At 70.4% G+C, this 22,301-nt stretch carries 9 protein-coding genes; 1 reads left to right on the top strand and 8 read right to left on the bottom strand.

Annotation, left to right across the window (positions count from 1 at the left end):
• The first annotated feature begins 149 nt into the window (after positions 1-149).
• On the top strand, positions 150-485 hold the full coding sequence (locus tag FEK34_RS16955) for an RNA polymerase-binding protein RbpA (RefSeq protein WP_014351500.1): 336 nt from the start codon (positions 150-152) through the stop codon (positions 483-485).
• A gap of 106 nt (positions 486-591) precedes the next feature.
• Here the strand turns inward: FEK34_RS16955 and FEK34_RS16950 are convergent, their stop codons facing one another.
• From FEK34_RS16950 to FEK34_RS16915, 8 genes are all read right to left on the bottom strand, one after another.
• The gene (locus tag FEK34_RS16950) at positions 592-1,392 is read right to left on the bottom strand and encodes an ABC transporter permease (RefSeq protein ID WP_138449102.1); all 801 of its coding nucleotides are present in this window, start codon (positions 1,390-1,392) and stop codon (positions 592-594) included.
• 104 nt (positions 1,393-1,496) lie between these two features.
• Positions 1,497-2,486, bottom strand: a complete 990-nt coding sequence (locus tag FEK34_RS16945) for an ATP-binding cassette domain-containing protein (RefSeq protein WP_130916893.1) — start codon at positions 2,484-2,486, stop codon at positions 1,497-1,499.
• Positions 2,483-16,123 carry an amino acid adenylation domain-containing protein gene (locus FEK34_RS16940; protein ID WP_432760957.1) on the bottom strand — a complete coding sequence of 4,547 codons (13,641 nt, stop codon included), beginning with the start codon at positions 16,121-16,123 and terminating at the stop codon, positions 2,483-2,485. The genes FEK34_RS16945 and FEK34_RS16940 overlap by 4 nt, the downstream gene beginning before the upstream one ends.
• A 363-nt stretch (positions 16,124-16,486) precedes the next feature.
• On the bottom strand, positions 16,487-18,109 hold the full coding sequence (gene lnt / locus FEK34_RS16935) for an apolipoprotein N-acyltransferase (RefSeq protein WP_138448774.1): 1,623 nt from the start codon (positions 18,107-18,109) through the stop codon (positions 16,487-16,489).
• The gene (locus FEK34_RS16930) at positions 18,099-19,703 is read right to left on the bottom strand and encodes an amidohydrolase (RefSeq protein WP_138448773.1); all 1,605 of its coding nucleotides are present in this window, start codon (positions 19,701-19,703) and stop codon (positions 18,099-18,101) included. Before FEK34_RS16930 ends, lnt begins: the two co-directional genes overlap by 11 nt.
• Before the next feature lie 87 nt (positions 19,704-19,790).
• Positions 19,791-20,273 (bottom strand): FxsA family protein, encoded by a 483-nt coding sequence (locus FEK34_RS16925; RefSeq protein WP_138448772.1) that lies wholly within the window; start codon positions 20,271-20,273, stop codon positions 19,791-19,793.
• An 80-nt stretch (positions 20,274-20,353) separates the two neighbouring features.
• Positions 20,354-21,013, bottom strand: a complete 660-nt coding sequence (locus tag FEK34_RS16920; protein ID WP_138448771.1) for a response regulator — start codon at positions 21,011-21,013, stop codon at positions 20,354-20,356.
• A 48-nt stretch (positions 21,014-21,061) separates the two neighbouring features.
• Positions 21,062-22,228: a sensor histidine kinase gene (locus FEK34_RS16915; RefSeq protein WP_138448770.1), complete on the bottom strand. Its 1,167-nt coding sequence runs from the start codon at positions 22,226-22,228 to the stop codon at positions 21,062-21,064.
• Positions 22,229-22,301: the final 73 nt, after the last annotated feature.

Raw genomic sequence — 22,301 nt, 5'->3', positions numbered from 1 at the left:
ACCAACGGGGTGATGCGTCCGGACACGCCCCGGACGCGGAACTCCACCGGTTCGCGGCCCTGCCGATGTGGCGGCAGGTGCGCCACGCCAGGGTCACGAACCCGCCGCCGCGTAGCAGCGGCACAACAGACACAGAGAGGACCGAACAGATGGCAGATCGCGTACTCCGGGGCAGTCGGCTCGGAGCGGTGAGCTACGAGACCGACCGCGACCACGATTTGGCGCCGCGCCGGATGGCCCGGTATCGGACCGACAATGGTGAAGAGTTCGACGTCCCGTTCGCCGACGACGCCGAGATCCCGCCGACGTGGTTGTGCCGCAACGGCCAGGAAGGCGTCCTGCTCGAGGGCACCACTCAGGAGGCCAAGAAGGTCAAGCCGCCGCGCACCCACTGGGACATGCTGCTGGAACGGCGCAGCAAGGAAGAGCTCGAGGAACTGCTCAAGGAGCGCCTCGAACTGCTCAAGACCCGCAGGCGCGGCTGACAGCAGCCACACGCCGGAAAAGGCCGCTCACACCGGATTCGTCCGGGATGAGCGGCCTTTCGTCTGTCCTGGGGCGCCACGGGTTCGAAGCCACGGCGCCTCGGGGTCAGTGGCTGGCGACCCGCCGATACCGCAGCAGCGCCAACGGCACCACCACCGCAAGGATGGCCACCGAACAGATCACCGCGTATTCCACACAATGCTCGGCGGGCCAGCCGGTCGGGGTCGCGAACGACGGCGGCGAACCGTTGTCGAACAGTTTGCGCCCTGCCGCGGCCACCGCGGTGATCGGATTCCATTCGGCGATCGTGCGCAACGGCCCCGGCAGCGTCTGCGCGGAGATGAACGCCGAGGAGATGAATGACAGCGGGAACATCCAGATCAAGCCGACGCTCTGCGCGACCTCCACTGTCGGAGACAGCAACCCGGTGAGGGCGCCGACCCATGACATCGCGAACGCGAACAGCAAGATCACTCCGAAGGCGAGCACGGCATCGGTGATCGGGCCGTTGATCCGCCAGCCGACGATATAGCCGCAGCCCACCATGACGATCAGGCTGACAATGTTGACCACCAGGTCCGACAGTGTGCGCCCGAGCAGCACCGCCATCCGTGACATCGGCAGCGTCCGCATCCGGTCGATGATGCCCTTGTGCAGATCGCCGGCCAATCCGACGGTGGTGAACGCCGCGTTGAAGGCCACCGTCTGGGCGAAGATCCCGGCCAGCAGGAACTCCCGGTACTGGCTGCCGCCGAGCGAGGCGCCGAAGATGTAGGCGAACAGGAACACGAACATCAGCGGCTGGATCGTCGCGGTCACCAGCAGCGTCGGTACGCGCAGGATGGTCAGCAGGTTTCGGTAGGCGACGATGGCGCTGTCGCGGAAGACCCGTCCGTGCGGCGACATATCCACTGCCGCCGCACGCGGTTTCGCCGCTCCGCGCGCGTCGGTGTCCGCCGCGGAGTCCTCGGCCGCGGGGGCTTCGTCACGTACCGCTGCCGGCGCTGAGCTCACGACATGATCTCCTCTTGTACGTCATCGGATTCCGCCGCCGCGGGCGTGGGTGCCGCGGTGCCGGTGAGGGAAAGGAATACATCGTCGAGAGTGGGGCGGTGCACATTCGCGTCGACGACGCACACTCCGGCGTCGTCGAGCCGCCGCAGGGCCTCCACCATGGTGCGCGAACCCTCGCCCACCACGATCGACACATCATGGCTGCCGATGTCGTGCACCGGCTCACCGATGCCGACCTGGGCCAGGACCGACAGGGCGGGCTGGGCTTCCTGGCCGGTGGCCAGGGTGACCGTCAGCCGGTCACCGCCGATGGAGGTCTTCAGTTCGTCGGCCGAACCGCGGGCGATCACCTTGCCCCGATCGATGACGATGATCCGGTCGGCGAGTTGGTCGGCCTCTTCGAGGTATTGAGTGGTCAGCAGCACGGTGGTGCCGTCGTCGACGAGATCGCCGATCACCCGCCACATGTCGAGCCGCCCGCGGGGATCGAGGCCGGTGGTCGGTTCGTCCAGCACCACCACCGGCGGCCTCGCCACCAGCGCACCGGCCAGGTCGAGCCTGCGTGCCATGCCGCCGGAGTAGGTGCCCGCCCGGCGATCGGCGGCGTGGTCGAGCCCGAACGCGGTGAGCAGCTCGCCTGCGCGGGCCGCGGCCTGCCGATGCGACATGCCGTAGAGCCGGGCCACCATGCGCAGGTTCTCGTAGCCGGACAGATTCGCGTCGACGGCGGCGTACTGGCCCGACAGTCCGATGCGGCGGCGGGCGGCGGCCGGGTCGCGCAGCACGTCCACGCCGGCGACGTGAACCGAGCCCGCGCACGGCCGTAGCAGGGTGGTGACGATGCGCACCGTGGTCGTCTTGCCGGCACCGTTGGGCCCGAGCAATCCCATCACGGTGCCCGCCGGGATCTGGATGTCGATCCCGTCGAGCACTCGGACGCGGCCGTAGTTCTTGACCAGGCCGAGGACTTCCACCGCCAGGCTCACCTGTGTGTCTCCTTCGCTTGCCGGTCCGCGCCGTCGAGGTGGAAGCGCAGCACCGGTCCGATCACCGCGAGTGCTTCGGGTGTGGTCATCGCCGCGTGGGTGCAGCGCAGCTGATGGTCGTGCACGGCGCCGGTGACGAACGGACGCCAGGCGGCGGCGCAGCGGTCGCGGTCCGCGCGGTTGATCTCGTCGTCGGCCGCGGTGAAGAACAGCAGGTCGCCACGGAACACGCGGGGCCGGAAACTGTTGGCCAGCACCGTGCCGTCGGTGTAGCCGGCGTAGAGCCGTTCCAGGTGTTCGACCGTCAGCGCCGCGAACGGTCCCGGCTGAGAGCGCAGCAGCGCCGCGGCCTCGGGCAGGCTCATCCCGTCGTCGAGCGCTGCGGCGTCGGCGATCTGGTCGCTGCCGAACTCACCGATGATGTCGGCGACGCTGGGCATGGCCTGATCGAGCAGGCTGTCGGAGAGCTGGTAGCTGTCCATCATCGACAGCAGCGCCACCTGCTCCCCCGCCTCCTGCAACCGCACCGCGATCTCGTGCGCGATGAGCCCGCCCAGCGACCAGCCGAGCAGGTGGTAGGGCCCATGCGGCTGCACCGACCGGATGAGCTCGACGTAATGATCGGCCGCTTCGGCGAGGGAGCCATAGCCCGCGCCCCCGGTGACGTGCGGCGCTTGCAGCCCGTACACCGGGCGATCCGCGGGCAGATGCGCGAGCAGTCCCGAGTAGCACCACGCCAGACCGATCGCCGGGTGCACGCAGAACAGCGGCTCGCGGCTGGCCCCGGTGTCGGGTCGCAGCGGCAGGATCGGCGCCAGGGCCTCGGCCATCGCATCGGCGACGCCGCTGTCGTCGAGCCGTGCCGCGAGCGCGGCCGGGGTCGCCTCGCCGAACATCATCTGCACCGGCATGTCGATGCCGTCGGCGCGCAGGCGTGCCACCACCTTCGTCGCCAGCAGCGAGTTGCCGCCGAGTTCGAAGAAGCTGTCGTCGGCGCCGACCCGGTCGATGCCGAGCGCCTCGGCGAAGGCCGCGCACAGCGCCGCCTCGGTGCGGGTGGCCGGTGCCCGGTAGCCCTGGCCGCCGGTGAACACCGGTTCCGGCAGCGCTTGCCGGTCGAGTTTGCCGACGGGGCTCAGCGGCACCCGGTCGATCATCATGATCGACTGCGGCACCATGTAATTGGGCACCAGATCCGCCAGGTGGGCGGTCAGCTCGGCGGCGGTCACCACCGCGCCGGCCCGCGGCTTCACATACGACACCAGCGCGGTGGCGCCCGCGGGTGTGCGGTGGCCGATGGTGAGCGCGACCTCGACGCCCGGGTGCCTGCCGAGGGCGGTGTCGATCTCGCCGAGTTCGATGCGGAAGCCGCGGATCTTGACCTGATGGTCGGTCCGGCCGACGTATTCGATATCGCCGGACCCCGCGTCCGCGCCGGGCCACAGCCGCACCAGGTCGCCGGTGCGGTACATCCGCTCGCCCGGTTTGCCGTACGGGTTGGCGACGAACCTGGTCGCCGTCAGACCGGGGCGGTTGAGGTAACCGCGGGCCAGGGCGGCTCCGGCCAGGTGCAGTTCCCCGGTGACGCCGATGGCCGCCGGATGCAATCGCGGATCGAGAATGAGTGCGTCCACACCGCGGATGGGCCCGCCGATGGTGATGGGCCGGTCCGGCGCCATGGGCTGGGACATGATCGTGACGATGGTCGTTTCGGTCGGGCCGTAGACGTTGTACAGGTTGCGGCCACGCGACCACCTGGTCACCAGTTCCGGCGGCAGCGCCTCGCCGCCGACGAGCACATGTGCCAGTTCGGTGACACCGGTCGCATCGACGGTGCCCAGCGCCGAGGTGGTGATGAAGGCGTGGGTGATGGCCTCGTCGATGAACACCCGGCGCAGTTCCTCACCGCCGACCACGCCCGGCGGGGTGATCACCAGGGTCGCGGCGCCGCCGAGGGCGAACAGCAGATCCAGCATGGCGGCGTCGAAGCTCGGCGTCGCGAAGTGCAGCACCCGGCACCCGGGCCGCACATCGAAACGCTGCGCGGTCTCGGCGGCGAAGTTGGACAGGCCGCCGTGGGTGACGGTGACGCCCTTGGGCGTTCCGGTGGATCCGGAGGTGTAGATGACGTAGGCCGGGTTCTCCAGCCGCAGCGGGGTGATCCGGTGGGCGTCGGTGACGGGGTCGCCGGAGGCCGCCAGCACCAGGGAGCGGATATCGGGGGCGTCGAGCACCAGCCAGTCGGCGGTCGAGGGCAGGCTGTCGCGGTACTCGGCGAGTGTGATGCCGAGGGCGGCACCCGAATCCGACAGCATGTGCGCGATCCGGCCGGCCGGGTAGTTCGGGTCGACCGGCACGAACGCCGCGCCGGCCTTCGCGACCGCGAGCACCGTCGCCACCGATTCCACCGAACGTGGAATACCCAGCGCCACCAGGGTTTCCGGTCCGACCCCGCGTTCGATGAGCACGCGGGCGAGGCGGTTGCTCCATCGGTCGAGGGCCGAATAGGTGACCTCGGTGCCGTCCGAGCGCACGGCGATGGCGTGTGGATCGCACGCTGCCGCCGCGGCGAACACCTCGGGCAGGGTCACCGGACGATCCGGCTGGGCACCGCGTACCGGCGCGAGTTCCGGCCATTCGGCGGGATCGAGCAGGTCCAGGTCGCCGACCGGGGTGGTGGGGCTGGTGGCGATCGAGGACAGCAGGCGGACGAAACGCTTGCCGAATCGGGCGGCGGTGCCCTCGTCGAACAGGTCGCGCGCGAAGTCGATCGCGAGCGAGATGCCGCCGGGTTCGCCTGCCGCGGTGCGGTTCTCGGTGAGGGTGAACTGCAGATCGAACTTGGCGATCCCGGTGTCGGCGTCCTCGGCGTCGATGCGCAGGCCGGGCAGTTCCAGCACCCGGACCGGCTCGTTGCGAACCGACAGCATCACCTGGAACAGCGGGTGATGCGACTGCGACCGGGCCGGATTGAGCACCTCCACCAGGCGTTCGAACGGCAGATCCGCGTTCGCGAAGGCATCGAGGTCCGTCTCGCGCACCGCCGCGAGCAGGTCGGTGAACGCGGCGTCGCCGTCCACCCGGGTCCGCAGCACCAGGGTGTTGACGAACATGCCGACCATGCGATCGAGCGCCGGATGCCCACGCCCCGCGATCGGCGTGCCGACCGCGATATCGTCCACGGCCGTCATCCGGTGCAGCAGGACCGCCAGCGCGGCGTGCAGCACCATGAACATGCTGGCGTTGTGCCCGGCGGCGACCGTGCTCAGTTCCCGGTGGGTGGCGGCGTCGACCGTGCACCGCACCGTGCCTCCGCGGTAGGAGGGTGTGGGTGGACGCGGCCGGTCGGCGGGCACCGCGAGTAGCTCCGGCAGCTGGTCGAGGGCGTTGCGCCAGTAGTCGAGTTGGCGGCTGATCAGGGAATCGGCGTCGTCCTCGGTGCCGAGGACCCGCTCCTGCCACAGCGTGTAATCGGCGTACTGGATCTCGAGCGCGGGCACGGTGTCCACGCGGCCTTCCCGGGCGGCGCAGTAGGCCGCGGCCACGTCGGCGGCCAGCGGTTCGAGCGACCAGCCGTCCATCGCGATGTGATGCACGACCAGTACCAGCACGTGCTCGTCGAGTTCGCTGGTGACCACCGTCGGGTGCGCGACGGTCAGGATCGCGGCCCGCACCGGCACCGTGGTGCCGAGATCGAAGCCCTCCGAGGCGAATTCGCGCACGATCGGCTCCACCGCGTCGGCCCGCACGGTCTCGGTCCGCACCCGGATCGCCGCGTCGGCCGGATCCAGCACGACCTGCGCTGGTTCGCCCTCGATGACCGGGAAGACCGTCCGCAACGTCTCATGCCTGCGCTGCACCGCGTGCAGCGCCGTGATGAGGGCCGCGCGGTCGAGACGTCCACGCAGCCGCAGGACGACGGGCACGTTGTAGGCCCCGGAGCTGCGCTCGCCCGCCCCGCCGTCGAAGCGGTTGAGGAACCACAGCCTGCGCTGGGCGGCGGACAACGGGATGCGCTGCGGCCGGGCACCCGCGACCAGGGCCGGCCTGCCCTCCTCCGGTGATCCGGCGTCCAGGCGGGCCGCCAACTCGGCGACCGTTGGGCCGGCGAAGACGGCCCGCACTTCCAGCCGGGTGCCGGTCGCCGCCGCCAGCCGCGCGACCAATTGGGTGGCGAGCAGCGAGGTTCCGCCGATATCGAAGAAGTTGTCGTCCGCGCCGGTGATGTCGGCATCGACGAGTTCACCCATGACGGCGGCGACCAGCCGCTCGGCGTCGGTGCGCAGCGGCCGCGTCGTGTGCGCGGCGGGCAGCACCGGCTCCGGTAGCGCGCTGATGTCCAGCTTGCCGACCGGGGTCAGCGGAATCTCGTCGAGCACCGTGATCGCCGCGGGCACCATATGCGCGGGCACCTGGGCGGCGACGTGTGCGCGCAACCCATCGAGATCGAGTTCACCTGCGCGCGCGGCCTGGACATAGGCCACGATGCGGTCCGCACCGGCGAGGGTGCGCACCTGGGTGTGCGCGAACCGCACGTCCGGGTGCCCGGCCAGCGCGGCCGAGATCTCGCCGAGCTCGATGCGGAAACCGCGCACCTTCACCTGGTGATCACTGCGGCCGAGGTAGATCAGCTCGCCGGCGGCGTTCCAGCGCACGACGTCACCGGTGCGGTAGACCCGGGCACCGGCCGGGCCGCAGGGGTCGGCGACGAACCGGGCTGCCGTGAGCGCGCGCCGGGCGTAGTAGCCGCGGGCCAGGTTCGGGCCGCCGATGTACAGCTCACCGGGCACACCCGCCGGCACCGGCCGCAGACGTTCGTCGAGCACGACGGCCCGCGCACCGCGCACCAGGGTGCCGATATCGATGGGCCGCCCGACCTCGAACGGTACGGAAATCGTTGTCACCACGGTGGTTTCGGTCGGACCGTAGCCGTTGACCATGGACCGATCCGGCGCCCAGCGGGCGACCAGCTCCGGTCCGACGGCCTCGCCGCCGACCATCAGGCCCTGCAGGTCGGGCAGGGGCCACCGGTCGCGATCGATGGTCGCCAGCGCCGCGGGCGTGATGAAGGTGTGCGTCACCCGTTCCGCGGTCAGCAGCTCGGCGAGTTCGTCGCCACCGTATACGTCCGGCGGGACGACGATCATCGTCGCGCCCGAGCCGAAGGCCAGCAGCAGATCGAAGATCGCGGCGTCGAAACTCGGCGAGGAGAAATGCAGGGTCCGTGCCTGCGGGCTCACCCGCATCCGCTCGCGCAACTCGTCGGCCAGGTTCGACAGGCCACCGTGGGTGACGGCCACACCTTTCGGTTTTCCGGTGGAACCGGAGGTGTAGATCAGATAGGCCAGGTCGTCGGTGCGGGTCGGGCGCAGCCGCTCGCTCGCGGCGATGGCTCCGTCGGCAGCGGGCTCGAATTCCGCGTCGGCGGCGTCGTCGAGCACGATCCAGGCGATGCCGCGGTCATCGGCGGCGCGCATCTGCTGCCCGTGCGCGGACACCGTGACCCCGACCGCGCAACCGGAGTCGGTGAGCATGTGCCGTACCCGGTCGGTCGGATAGTTCGGGTCCACCGGGACGAACGCGGCGCCGGTCTTGGCGACGGCGAGCGCGGTGACCACCGATTCGACCGAGCGGGTCAGCCCGAGCGCGACCCGGTCGCCGGTGCCGATGCCGTGCCGGATCAACCGGCGCGCCACCCGATTCGACCGCCGGTCCAGCTCGGTGTAGGTCAGTTCGAGAGCACCGGAACGGATCGCCGGGCGCTGCGGATGGGCGGCCACGGTGCGCGCGAAAACCTCGGCCAGGGTGATTCTCGGCCCGGCGGGTGCCCCGCAGGCGGGCGCGAACCGTCGGCGTTCGTCCTCGGTGCGGGCGTCGATGTGGTCGACGCGGATACCCGGCTCGGTGCTGATCGTGGCGAGCACGGTCAGGAATCGGTCGGCCAGGGTCTGCACCGTGGCGTCGTCGAACAGTTCGGCGGCGTAGACGAATTCGAGCGTGCCGTCGTCGCCGGCCTCGGCCGGGTCGGTGACGCGCAGTTCCAGGTCGAACTTCGCCAGCTCGATATCGAGGGCGTGCGCTTGCAACGCCAGTCCGGGCAGTTCCAGGCGTGGATGCGGGGTGTCCTGGACCGTCAGCGCGACCTGGAACAGCGGATGCCTGCCGGTCGCGCGCGGGTCGCGGCCGAGTTCTTCGACGACACGCTCGAAGGGGATATCGGCATTGGCGATGGCGGCGAGTTCGGTGTCGCGATCGGCGCGCAGCAACGCGGTGAAGGCGAGCGCCGGATCGACGTCGGAGCGCAGCACGAGCGTGTTGACGAACATGCCGACCAGATCGTCGAGTTCGGTCTGGGTGCGGCCCGCGACCGGGGTGCCGATCGGGATATCGCGGCCGCCGGTCACCGCACGCAGCAGCACCGCAAGCGCCGTGCGCAACACCATGAACATGCTCACGCCCTGTTCGCGCGCCAGTTCGGCGAGTGCGCCGCGCACCGGCTCCGGCAGGGTGCGCCGCACCGAACCGGCGATCTGGGTCGGTTCGGCGGGCCGGGGACGGTCGTAGGGCAGCGGCAGTTCGTCGGGCAGGTCGGCCAGCTGCGTGCGCCAGAACTCCAACTGCCGGGCGGCCGGGCTGTCGGCGCCGGTGGCCTCGCCCAGATATTCACGCTGCCAGAGCCCGAAGTCGGCGTACTGCACCGGCAGTGGCTGCCAATTCGGTGCCGCGCCGCCGCGACGGGCCAGGTAGGCGGTGGCGAGGTCGCGGGTGAGCGGACCCAGCGACCAGCCGTCGGCGGCGATGTGGTGGACGGCGACGCCGAGGACATGGTGGTGTTCGTCCACCCGCAGCAGGGTGATCCGCAGCGGGGTGTCGGTGGTCAGGTCGAATCCACGCCGGGCCAGCCGTTCGAGATGCCCGGCCACCTCTGCTTCGGTGGCCGGTACCGGATCAACCGCGGGTACCGCATCGGCGACCGGCACGATGACCTGGTGCGGACCCTGCTCATCGTCGGGGAATCGGGTGCGCAGCACCTCGTGCCGGTCGACGATGTCGGCCAGGGCCTCGCCCAGGGCGGCGACATCGAGATCGCCGTCGATCCGCAGCGCGAACGCGATGTTGTAGGCACTGGATTCGGGTGCGAACCGGTTGAGGAACCACAGGCGCTGCTGGGGCAGCGACAACGGGATCCGGTGCGGGCGCGGGCTGTGCGCGACCAGCGGAATACGCTGGGTGCGCGGCGCTTCGGCGAGGTGGGCGGCCAGGCCCGCCACGGTGGGTGCCTCGAAGATGGTGCGCACCGGCAGGTCGACGCCGAAATGCTGGTACACCGACGCGGCCAGCCGGGTGGCCAGCAGCGAGTTGCCGCCGACGTCGAAGAAACTGTCCTCGGCGCCGGTGATGGGCCGGCCGAGTACCTCACCGAACAGGGCGGCGACCCGCAGCTCGAGTTCGGTGGCAGGCGCGCGGGACGCGGCGGTGGCCGCGAAGACCGGCTCGGGCAGGGCCTTTCGGTCCAGTTTGCCCGACGGCGTCACCGGAACCTCGTCCAGCACGGTGACCGCGGCGGGCACCATGTACCCGGGCAGTCGTCCGCGTACGGTGTCGAGCACGGCTGCCGGGTCGATCGCTGCCGCGCCGCTCACATACGAGGCGAGCCGCTGATGCCCATTGGCGTCGGTGTGCACCACCGTCACGGCGAAGTCGACGCCGGGATGTGCGCGCAGCGCATGGTCGATCTCGCTGAGTTCGATGCGGAAGCCGCGGATCTTGATCTGGTCGTCGGCGCGGCCGAGGAAGCGCAGGTTGCCCGCCGGATCGGCCACCACGAGGTCGCCGGTGCGGTACATCCGCTCACCGCGGCGACCGTGCGGATTCGCCGGGAACCGGGCGGCGGTCAGTGCGTGCCTGCCGTGGTAGCCGCGGGCGATGCCCGGACCGGACACATACAGCTCACCGGGGGTTCCTGGCGGCACCGGGCGCAGTCGGTTGTCCAGGATGAACAGCCGCATTCCGCGCACCGGGTGACCGAGCGGGATCGGTTCTCCGGGGCGCATCGGCTCGGAGGCGGTGGCCGCCACCGTCGCTTCGGACGGGCCGTACATGTTGTGCATGCGGTAGCGCGCCGCCCAGGTGGCCACCAGTGCCTCGGTGCAGGCCTCGCCGCCGACCATCACCGAGCGCAGGTCGTCGAGCCGCTCGCAGGGCACGGTGGCGAGCGCTGCGGGGGTGATGAAGGCGTGGGTGATGCGTTCGGTGCGCAGGAAGTCGGCGAGTTCGCTGCCGCCGTAGAGATCGGCGGGCGCGACCACCACGGTGGCTCCGGCCGCGAATCCCAGCAGCAGCTCGAGCACCGAGGCGTCGAAACTCGGCGACGAGAAATGCAGGGTCCGCGCGGTTTCGGTGACGCCGAACAGATACCGCTGCTCGTTGGCGAAGGAGGCCAGACCGGCGTGGGTGACGATGACGGCCTTCGGCGTGCCGGTGGATCCGGAGGTGTAGATCAGGTAGGCGGGCTGGCCCGCGCGCAGTGCGCCGAGCCGCTCGGCATCGGTGACGGGCGCGGCCGATTGTGCTGCACAGGCCATGTCGAGCTCGCCGGAGCCGAGCATCAGCCAGGTGCCGGTGGTGAGGCTGTGTTTACCGGGATCGGCGGGCCAGCTGGGCAGCGCCGACAGCGAACTCGGATCGGTGAGCCCGAGCAAGGCCCCGGAATCGCCGATCATGTGCGCGATCCGTTCGCGTGGATACCCCGGATCGATCGGGACGTAGGCCGCGCCCGTTTTCGCGACGGCCCAGATCGCCAGGATCGAATGCAGGCTGCGCGGCAATGCGACGGCGACGACCACTTCGGGTCCCGCGCCGTGTGAGATCAGCACCCGGGCCAGCTGGTTGGAGCGTTCGTCGAGTTCGCGGTAGGTGGTGGCGTTGCCGCGGAAGCGGACGGCCACCGCATCGGGCAGGCGTTCGGCGGTCTGGGCGAACAACCGCGCCAGCGTGACGGTGGGTTCGGCGGGCCCGCCCGCGATCGGCACCAGATCGGCCTTCTCGCGCCGGTCCAGGATGTCGATGTCGCCGACCGGCGCGTCGGGACGCACCACCGCGGCAGCGAGGATCGCGGTGAACCGCCGCGCCAGCGCCTGGATCGTGGCGTCGTCGAAAACATCGGTGGCGTAGCCGAATTCGGCGTGCAGCGGACCGTCGGTGGTGTCGTCGTGCACTTCGAGCTGGAGATCGAATTTGGCCACGTCGGCTGCCAGCGGCAGCACTTCGGTGTGCACACCGGGCAGTTCGATGCGCAATTCGGGCGCACGGTCGTAGGACAGCATCACCTGGAACAGCGGGTGTCTGCCGCTCATCCGCTCGGGGTTGACGACCTCGACCAGCCGCTCGAACGGCACGTCGGCGTTGGCGAAGGCATTGAGATCGGTTTCCCGGGCGACGTCGAGCATCCGATCGAACCCGGCGGCCGGGTCCACCTCGGTGCGCAACACCAGGGTGTTGACGAACATACCGACCAGCTCGTCCAGCGCCGGGTCGGAGCGGCCGGCGATGGGTGTGCCGATGACGATGTCGCTGCTGCCGCACACGCGCGCCAGCAGGGTGGCGAACGCGGCATGCAGCACCATGAACATGCTCACGCCCCTGGCGACGGCGAGTTCGCCTGCGGCGCGGCGGGTTTCGGGGTCGATGGTGAAGCCGAACCGAGCACCGGCGGTGGATCGCCGCAGCGGGCGCGGGCGATCCAGCGGCAGGTCCAACTGCTCGGGCAGCTCGTCCAGCGCCGAGCGCCAGTAGTCGAGCTGACGGCTCAGCGCGCTCGACGGGTCGGTTTCCTCGCCGAGCAATTCCCGCTGCCACAGCGCAAAATCGGCGTACTGCACCGGCAGCGGGGTCCACTGCGGGGCCTTGCCGTCGGCGCGGGCGGCGACCGCGGTCATCAGGTCGCGGGCCAGCGGTGCCACCGACCAGCCGTCGCCGCAGATGTGATGCAGCACGAGCAGCAGCACATGCCGGTCGGGACCGGTCTCGTACAGCGCCACCCGGATCGGCGCCTGGCTGCGCAGATCGAAGCCGTATCCGGCGAACTCGGCGACCAGCGCGTCGACGTCGGCGCCGCGGGCGTCGATGGGGTCCAGGTGCAGCGGGATGTCGGTGGCGGCGTGGATCACCTGGCTCGGGCCTTCCGGGGTCTCCGGGAAGGTGGTGCGCAGGCTTTCGTGCCGGTCGAGGACGTCGAACAGGCCCGCCCGTAGCGCGGCGATGTCGAGTTTGCCGTCCAGGCGCACGGCCAGGGGCATGTTGTAGGCGGCCGCGTGTTCGGCGAATCGGTTGAGAATCCACAGCCGCTGCTGTGCGGGCGAGAGCGGGATGGTGGCCGGGCGGCCGGTCGGCCGCAGCGCCGGCGACGAGGTGTCGAGGTGCTGGGTGGAGAATCGCTCGGCCAGCGCCGCGATGGTGCCCGCCTCGAACAGATCGCGGATGGTCACGCCGGCGCCGAGGGTGCCGTTGATCCGGGCGACCGCGCGCGCGGCGATCAGCGAATTGCCGCCGAGGTCGAAGAAGCCGTCCTCCACGCCGATGTCGTCGATCTCGAGCACCTCGGCGAAGATGTTCGCCAGGACCCGCTCGACCTCCGTGCGCGGTGCGATGCTCGCGCGTCCGGTGGGCCGGACATGCGCGGCGGGCGCGGGCAGCGCGGCACGATCGATCTTGCCGTTGGCGCTGAGCGGCAGCTCGTCGAGTTCCATCAGGGCCGTCGGCACCATGTAGGAGGGCAGCATCTCGCGCAGGCCGGTGAGCAGGCCCGCGGTGTCGAGCTTTTCGGCCGCGGCGTCGCCTCGGGCACCGGGCGCGGCGACCACGTAGGCGACCAGTTCGTCACCGGTGCGTCCGGTGTGGGCGACGCAGACCGCGCGCGCGACCCGCTCGTCGGCCAGCAGCGCGGCCTCGATCTCGCCGAGTTCGATGCGCTGGCCGCGAATCTTGACCTGGAAGTCGGTGCGGCCCAGGTATTCCAGCACGCCGCGCTCGGGCCCGCCCGCCGAACCGCGGCCGCGCAGGTGCCAGCGCGCGAGGTCGCCGGTGCGGTACATCCGGGTGCCCGGGGTGAAGGGGTTGGCGACGAACCGGTCGGCAGTGAGTCGTGGCTGACCGAGATAGCAGCGGGCCAGCTGGGTTCCGGCCAGGTACAACTCCCCCACGCCGCCGGGCGGCACCGGCTGCAATCGCGCATCGAGGACGTAGGTCTGAGTGTTCCAGACCGGCGAGCCGATCGGGACGGACTCCGGGTCGGCCGGGCAGGGCCAGTAGGTGACGTCGACGGCCGCCTCGGTCGGGCCGTACAGGTTGTGCAGCCGCGGGCCGGGCAAGGCCGCGTGGAAGTCGCGGACGGTGGCCGGCGGCAAGGCCTCACCGCTGCAGAACACCCGGCGCAGCCCGGTGCAGCCGCGCACATCGGTATCGGTGACGAAGACCGACAGCATCGACGGCACGAAATGCGCTGTGGTGACGCCCTTCGCGGCGATGACCTCGGCCAGGTAGCTGGGGTCGCGATGCCCGTCCGGCCGGGCCACCACCAGCCGGGCGCCGATCTGCAACGGCCAGAAGAACTCCCACACCGAGACGTCGAAGGTGGCCGGGGTCTTCTGCAGGACCGCGTCACCGGCGTCGAGCGGGTATTCGTGCTGCATCCATTGCAGCCGGTTGACGATGGCGGCATGGCTGACGCCGACGCCCTTGGGATTGCCGGTGGAACCGGAGGTGAAGATGACGTAGGCCAGATGATCGGGCCGCAGGGTCGCCGAACGGTCGGCGTCGGTGATCGGATCCGGTGAGTAGGCGGCAAGGTCGGCGGTGTCGAGAATCAGTTCGGGTGCGTGCTCGGGAAGGCCGGCCGCGTCCGCCGCGGCCGTCAGCACCGCGACCGGCGCGGCCTGCTGCACGATCCGCTCCATCCGCTCGCGCGGGTAGTCGACGTCGAGCGGCAGATAGGCCGCGCCCGCCTTCACGATGGCGTACAGGCCGACCACCAGGTCGAGGCTGCGGCGCAGGTACACACCGACCACGCGATCGGGCCCGGCGCCGCGCTCGATGAGCATCCGGGCCAGCCGGCTCGAGCGTTCGTCCAGTTCGCGATAGGTGAGGGATCGGTCCTCGAACTCGACCGCCGTCGCGTCGGGGCAGGCCGCGGCGCGGGCACCGAACATTCCCGCCAGGGTGTCGGCCGCGACCGGTACCTCGGTGGCGTTCCAGGCCTGCAACACCCGATGACGTTCGGCGTCGGTGATCGCGGTCAGTGACAGGGCCTTGGTCTCGGTGCCGGCGGTGAGGAAGCGGGCGAGGAAATCCAGGAACCGCTCGTGGTGCATGGCGAGTTCGGTCTCGCCGTAGAGCTGCGGGTTGGCCTCGAAATCGATGTGGATGCGGTCGCCGACCCCGTTGTAGAGGTTGATCGACAGATCTTCGACCGGGCCGGTGGCCAGCACGTGCAGCGAGCCCAGCAGGCTGCCGAACTTCAGCTCGTTGTGGAACAACATGATGTTGACCATCGGGCCGAAGAAGCCGCGCGCGTCGCGCGAGTATCCGCAGTCGCGGCGGATGTCGTCGTGACGGTAGCGCTGATGCCGCAGCGCGCCGGTGATCTGCAGTTCGACCGCGCGCACCACATCGCGCACGGTGGTCTCCTCGGCGAAACGCACCCGCAGCGGCACCACATTCGACACCACGCCGGCCGAACGGCGCAGCGCCACGGTGGTGCGGGCCGAGACGGGCAGGCTCAGCACCACATCGTCGGTGCCGGTGACCGAGCGGACGTAGCAGGCCAGCGCCGCGGCGAACAAGGTCGAGTTGGCGGCGCCGAAGGCGGTGGTGGCCGCGGTGACGGCGGCTTCTGTGCGCTCGTCCAGCACGGCGGTGGCGCGCCGACGGCCCGGATCGGGCATCGGCACGGCGCTGTTGGCGTTGGACAGGCTGAGGGTGCCGCCCACGCCTTCCAACTGCTCCATCCAGTACTCGCGGTCGCTGCGGAAACGCGCGGAATCGCGGTAGCGGGATTCGTCGGCGTAGATCTCGGCCAGCGGGGTGGCCCGGGAGACGGCGGGCTCGGTCTGGTTCTCGATCGCGGTGTAGATCTCGGCGGTCCGGGTGAGCGCGTTCATGGCGCCGTAGCCGTCGATGACGATGTGGTGCGCGCGGGCGTACCAGATGTAGTCGTTGTCGCCGTAGCGCAGCACCGCGTTGGTGATGAGCGGATCGTTGTCCAGGTCGATGGGTGAGCTGGCGTGCTCGTTCATCCACTGCATGGCCGCCGCGTGCGGGTCGGCCTCGCCGCGCAGGTCCACCCGCGCCCAGCCGGGCCGGTGGAACGGATCGACCACCTGGTGCGGTACGCCATCGATCTCGACCAGCCGCAGCAGACCGACCTGGGTCTCGGCGCCGAAGCGCTCGATCGAGTACAGCAGCCTGCCCGCGTCGAGGTCACCGTGGATCTCCACGTACTGCGCGATGGTCAGCGGCACGTCCGGGCGGATGCGCTGCGCGTACCACAGGGCTGTCTGCGCAGGCGACAAGGCGAACGGTTGTGCTGAGAATTCGCCCGATGAACATTGGTCGACACGATCCGTGGCCAATGAACTCATCAATCACTCCGTTCTGCCGCTGTTCACGCAACTCCCCGAGCACCACACGGTCGGCGCGCACGCGCCTAGCCGTAGGACGTAGTCCACGAATGATGATTCGGAGCGTCATGGCGGCCGGATGGCCGGGGGTTCGGATTTGTTTCACTTCCAACGGCCTTGGCGCAACGCCACTTTGGACAGCTACATTTTCGCTATCGGGCGAGGAGCGGAAACATTCCGACAGGAATGCCGGAAAATGGCTCGCTGACGTGCCGGTCCGTCCGTGCGACGGCTATTGTCGGGCGAACCAGGAATTCGCCCGCGCCGCAAGACCGCACGTTCGATCGGACCGGACAGATAACGGGCGTCCGGTTAGCGCGGCGCCTATCGCGCAGACGGATGCGCCGGAAATTCGGGCGAAGACGCTCGCTCGGTCGGCTCATCCGGACGCCGGGTTCGCCGGCGGATTGCCACGACGGCCAACGCGGCGGCAGTGAGAACGATGGCCGCCCATTCCGGTGCCGCACCGAACCGGGTGGCCACCGTCGTCGAACTCCGCAGCGGAAGGTCGGCGATCAACGCGGCGGGCACGAACAGCTCGGTCTGCTGACCCACCGCGCCGTCGGCGGTGATCATGGCGCTGACGCCGGTGGTGGCCGCGACGACGAGCGCCCGCCCATGTTCCACCGCCCGCACCCGCGACATGGCCAGCTGCTGATAGGTCATCTCGCTGTCGCCGAAGGTCGCGTTGTTGGTCGGCACGGTCAGCAGCTGCGCGCCCGCGGCCATGGAATCGCGGAAGGCGCGGTCGAAGGCCACTTCGTAACAGGTGGCCACGCCAAGGTCGATACCGGCGATGCCGACCGTGCCGTCACCGTGGCCGGGCACGAAATATCCGGCGCGATCGGCGTATTCGGAGAACAGCCGGAAGAATCCGCGCATCGGCAGGTATTCGCCGAAGGGCTGGATGATGCGTTTGTCGTGCCGATCGGCGGGGCCGGATTGCTCGGTCCAGACCATCATCGAGTTGGTGGTGGTGCGGTCGTCGTTGACCAGGACCGCGCCGATCAGAATGGGTGCGCCCACACGGCGCGCGGCGCGCGTGATGATGGTGGCGGCGTCGGCGTTGCGCAGCGGGTCGATATCGGAGGAGTTCTCCGGCCAGATCACTAGATCCGGCTGCGGGGCCCGGCCTGCGGCGACGTCGTCGGCCAGCTGTTCGGTGCGGCGGGCGTGGTTGTCGAGGACGGCGCGGCGCTGGGCGTTGAAGTCGAGGCCGAGCCGGGGCACGCTGCCCTGGATCGCGGCGACGGTGACGGTCGATTCGCCGTCATCGGGGGCAGGTAGCGTGGGGCGCAGCGCGAGTCCGGCCACCGGCATGACCGCGATAACGACGACTGCGGCAAGGACCGCACCCCGTCGGACGCTGCCGCCCCGCACCGCGACGACGAGCGCCGCGATCCCGGTTCCGGTCAGCGCGACCGCGAAGCCGACCAGCGGTGCCCCACCGTAGGCGGCCAGCGGGAGGAACCAGCCGTCGGCCTGGCCGAAAGCCAGCCGCCCCCACGGGAATCCGCCGAAGGGAAAACTGGAACGCCCCCATTCCGCTGTCGTCCAGGCCAGCGCGATCCACACCGGCCATCCTGGCAGCGTGCCGAGCAACCGGGCCATCATGCCGAACAGACCGACATAGACCGCGCATGCCGCCGACAGCGCCAGCCACGGCACCGGACCGACGTAGATGCCGGTCCACGGCAGCAGCGGCAGGAAGAACCCGAGCCCGGCCAGCAGGCCGTAGCCGAAACCACCGCGTAGCTTGCCGGTGCCGCGCACGGTCAGCGTCAGCAGTGCGATACCGGCAGGGGCCAGAAACCACCACGGGCGCGGCGGAAAGCTGCCGAACAGCAGCACGCCGGAGACGACCGCGGCCACCGCCCTGATGAGGACCGGATGCCGGTCCAACAGCGCAGCCGGACGCAACCAGAAGCCGGCGGACTCAGCCGCCATAGATGGTCACTCCCCGGTGCACCGTGCGCAGGCAGCGCGGCAGCGCGTCGTCCGGGGCGAGCGAGGGCAAACCGGGAACACGCGAACGCGGATCGGTCGACCAGCGTTGCACCGAATCGGCGGCCGCGGCCACGACGAGTTCGCCGGCTTCCCACACCGCGTACGAGGCCGGGGCACCGGGCACGAGCGTGCCCGCGACGCCGTCGCGGACCCCGCCCGCACGCCACGCACCCCTGGTGGCCGCGGCGAAGGCCGCGCGCGGCGACACCCCGTGACCGGGCGTGCGATGCTCGGTGGCCGCGCGCACCGCGGCCCACGGATCGAGGGCGGTGACCGGTGCGTCCGAGCCGATGGCCAGCGAGATACCGGCCGAGGCCATGGCCGCGAACGGATTCAGCAGGGCGGCGCGTTCGGCGCCGAGCCGTTCCGCGTACATACCGTCGGGGCCGCCCCACGCGGCGTCGAACGCGGGCTGCACGCTCGCGATGACGCCCCATGCCGCCAGTTTCGTGATCTGGTCGGCGTCGATCATCTCCGCGTGCTCGATCCGGTGCCCGCGCGCGGCCACCGCCGGGCCGCCCAGTTCGTCGACCACAGCGCCGAAACCGGCGACCACGGCGTCCATCGCGGCATCACCGATGACATGGAATCCGGCCTGGATCCCGGCCTCGGTGCAGGCCCGCACATGCGCGGCGACCGCGTCGGCGTCCAGGTAGCCGAATCCGGTGCCGTCGCCGTCGGCATAGGGTTCGCGCAGCCAGGCGGTGCGCGAGCCGAGCGAACCGTCGACGAACAGGTCACCGGCCAGGGCATGCACCCCGAGGTCGGCGATCAGCGCACGCGCCTGGTCCGCGCTGGTCACGGCCTGGCCCCAGTTGACCCGGACCTCGACGCCGTGGTCGAAGGCGAGCAGTTCGCGGACGTCGGTTTCCCCGGAAACCTCCGGGCCGGCGCATTCGTGCACGGCGACGATGCCGTGCGCGGCGGCGTGATCGAGGGCCGCGCGCCGGGCGGCGTCACGCTGGTCGCGGGTGAGTGCGGCCAGCGTCGCCGCACGCGCCAGATGGTGGGCTTGCCCGCGCAAGGGTTCGCTGCGGCTGAATCCGGTCGCCGAGGTCAGGTCGGGTATGGCGTCCAGGACGGCGGTGGAGACCACCGCGGCGTGCGCGTCCACGCGCGAGAGATAGACGTGCCTGCCGGCGTCGGCGCCGAGCGCGGCATCGATATCGGCGGCGGTGGGTGGCCGGTGTTCGGGCCAGCGGGTCTCATCCCAGCCGTCGCCGATGATCACCGCGCCGGGATGGGCCGCGGCGAAAGCGCTGAGCAGTTCCATGCAGTGCGCGAGCGAACGCGCGCCGGACAGATCGAGTCCGGTCAGTTGCAGCCCGAGAGCGGTGGTGTGCAGGTGCGGTTCCACGAAGGCCGGTGCGACGAAAGCTCCGTCCAAGTCGATGATCTCGGCGTCGGGATGCAATGCGCGGCCCACATGATCGGCGCCCAGCCACACCACGGTGCCGTCGGTGACCGCCATCGCGGTCGCGTCCGGGGAACTGGAACTGTAGATACGACCACCGACCAGCAACTGGGTACTCACGATCGACCAGTCTGCCAGTGCCGCATCCGCGCACGGGCACCGGCGGGTGCGGCGGCGATCACCTCGCCGCGCGCCGCTGTGACGGTGTCAGGCGCCGCCGATGGCGCGCCGGGTGCCGGGGCGCGGGTCGTCGTACCACTCGGTGACGACGACGCCATCCACCACATCGTCACCGTCGATGACGACGCCGCGATACGGCATGCGCGCGGCCACCCGTTGCATCCGGCGCGTGGTCACCGCCGCCACCAGCGGACGCAGCAGCGCCCTGGTCGGCGGCAGGAGCAGCAGCAGCCCGAACACGGAGGTGACCAGGCCCGGCACGAACATCAAGACGCTGCCGCTGGCCACCAGCGCACCGTCGGCGACGGCGGTGCCGGGCGCGATCTCGCCGCGTCCGGCGCGGCGGAACTGTTCGAACACCCGCCGGCCCTGCGAGCCGATGAGCAGCATCCCCGCCGCGGAGCAGGCGATGAGCACGAGGATGGCGGGCATAACGCCGATCCACTGCGCGACACCGACGAACGCGGCGATCTCGACGACGAGGTAGGCGAGGAATACAACTGCGGGCATGACGTTCCTTCCGGACGATCTACCCCCTCAACGTCCGGGACCTCGATTTTTCTCCCGGTGGGCGCGTCCGGTTGCCGAGCTCACCCGCCGGGGCGCACCAGCCCGGTCTCATAGGCCAGCACCACCGCCTGCACTCGATCGCGCAGGCCCAGTTTCGTCAGCACCCGGCCGACGTGGGTTTTCACCGTCGCTTCGGACAGGAACAACGCGGCGGCGATCTCGGCATTGGACCGGCCCGCGGCGATCTGTTCGAGCACCTCGCGTTCGCGGGCGGTGAGCACGTCGAGCACGCCCGGGTCACGGGTGCGGCCGGGATTCTCGCTGATCATGCGGTCGAGCAGGCGTTTGGTGACCTTCGGTGAGACCACCGCGTCACCGGCGGCGACGCTGCGGATGGCCGAGATCAGGTCCTCGGGCGGGGTGTCCTTGAGCAGGAAGCCGCTGGCGCCGGCACGCAATGCGCCGAGGGCGTGTTCATCGAGGTCGAAGGTGGTCATCACCAGGACCCGGCTGCCGTGTCCGGCTTCCACGATCTGCGTCGTCGCGGTGACGCCGTCGACGACCGGCATCCGCACATCCATCAGCACCACATCGGGCCGCAGTTCGCTCGCCTGGGTCACCGCGAGCGCGCCGTTGGCGGCCTCGCCGATCACTTCGATGTCGGGGTGCGCGCCGAGCACCATTTTCAGGCCCATGCGCATGAGTTCCTGGTCATCGACGACGAGCACGGTGATCGGCACGCACCACAGCGTAGTGGGCTCGCCGGCGGGCGGCGGCCGGCGGCCGGATCAGTCGGGCTGGACCAACGGGATGGTCGCCCGCACCCGCCACGAGCCGTCGGGGGTGCGGCCCGCTTCCATGGTCCCGCCGAGCACCGCGACCCGTTCGCGCATGCCGGCCAGTCCGAGTCCGCTGCCGGTGATGCGGTTCTCCGGTTCCTGCACGGGCACGCCACCGGTGTCGGTGACCTCGATGAGGACGTCGTCGTCGCGGCGTTGCACCCGCACCCAGGCCTTCGGGTGGGCGCCGGCGTGACGCAGGGTGTTGGTCAGCGATTCCTGCACGATGCGGTGCACGCCGAGGCTGATCTCGGGGGCGATGTCGTCGAGTTCGCCGGTCATCTCCAGCTCCACCGCCAGCCCGGTGCCGCGCATCATCTCCACCACTTTCGCCAGCCCCGCGGTGCCGTGCTGCGGCAGTTGGTCGGGTGCGTGCTCGGTGCGCAGCAGCGCGACGGTGCGGCGCAGCTCGCGCAGTGCTTCGCGGCCGGTCGCGGCGATGGTGGTGACGGCCTGTTCGGCGGCGTCGGGGTCGTGGCGCAGCGCGTATTTCGCGCCATCGGCCTGCACGATGATGACGCTCACCGCATGAGCCACCACATCGTGTAGTTCGCGGGCGATGCGGGTGCGTTCGGCCGACACCGCGTCGTGCGCGCGCCGTTCCCGGTCGTAATCGGCCACTGCCAGGCGCGCGGCGACCTCGGTGTCATAGGCGTGACGGGCGCCGATGAACTCGGCCAGCGTCCAGCACAGCGCGTACAGCACGATGACGAAGGCCAGGTCGGTGCCGGCCGGGAACCCCGTCGCCAGCATCGACAGTCCGGTATCGACGACCAGGCCGGCCAGAAACACCAACCCCTCGCGGCGGCCCACATAGGCCACCAGCGTGTAGAGCATGATGCCGAGCCCGAGCAGCGCGACATGCTCGGACTGTTCCTCGGTGAGATAGCTGACGGCGGTGGTGGTGATCGACAGCCCGAGCATCGCTGCCGCCATCAGCCGCGGATAGACCCGGCGCAGGATCATCGGCAGCGGCAACACCAGCGACAACGCCACGAAGGCGACCTTGTTGTGCGCGGTGGAGACGCCGAGGACGTCGAGCACCAGCAGCACACCGGCCAGCATCGAGTCGGCGACGATCGGCTTGCCGCGAAGCCACAGACTGAACCTGCGCATGCCGTTCAGCGTATGGGTGGCTTCGGCACCGACCGGTGACGGCGCGCACGCGGGACGCACCCGGCGGACCGGT

Source organism: Nocardia cyriacigeorgica (genome assembly GCF_005863245.1).
Classification (GTDB): domain Bacteria; phylum Actinomycetota; class Actinomycetes; order Mycobacteriales; family Mycobacteriaceae; genus Nocardia; species Nocardia cyriacigeorgica_C.
This window is presented reverse-complemented; position numbering and strand designations above follow the sequence as displayed.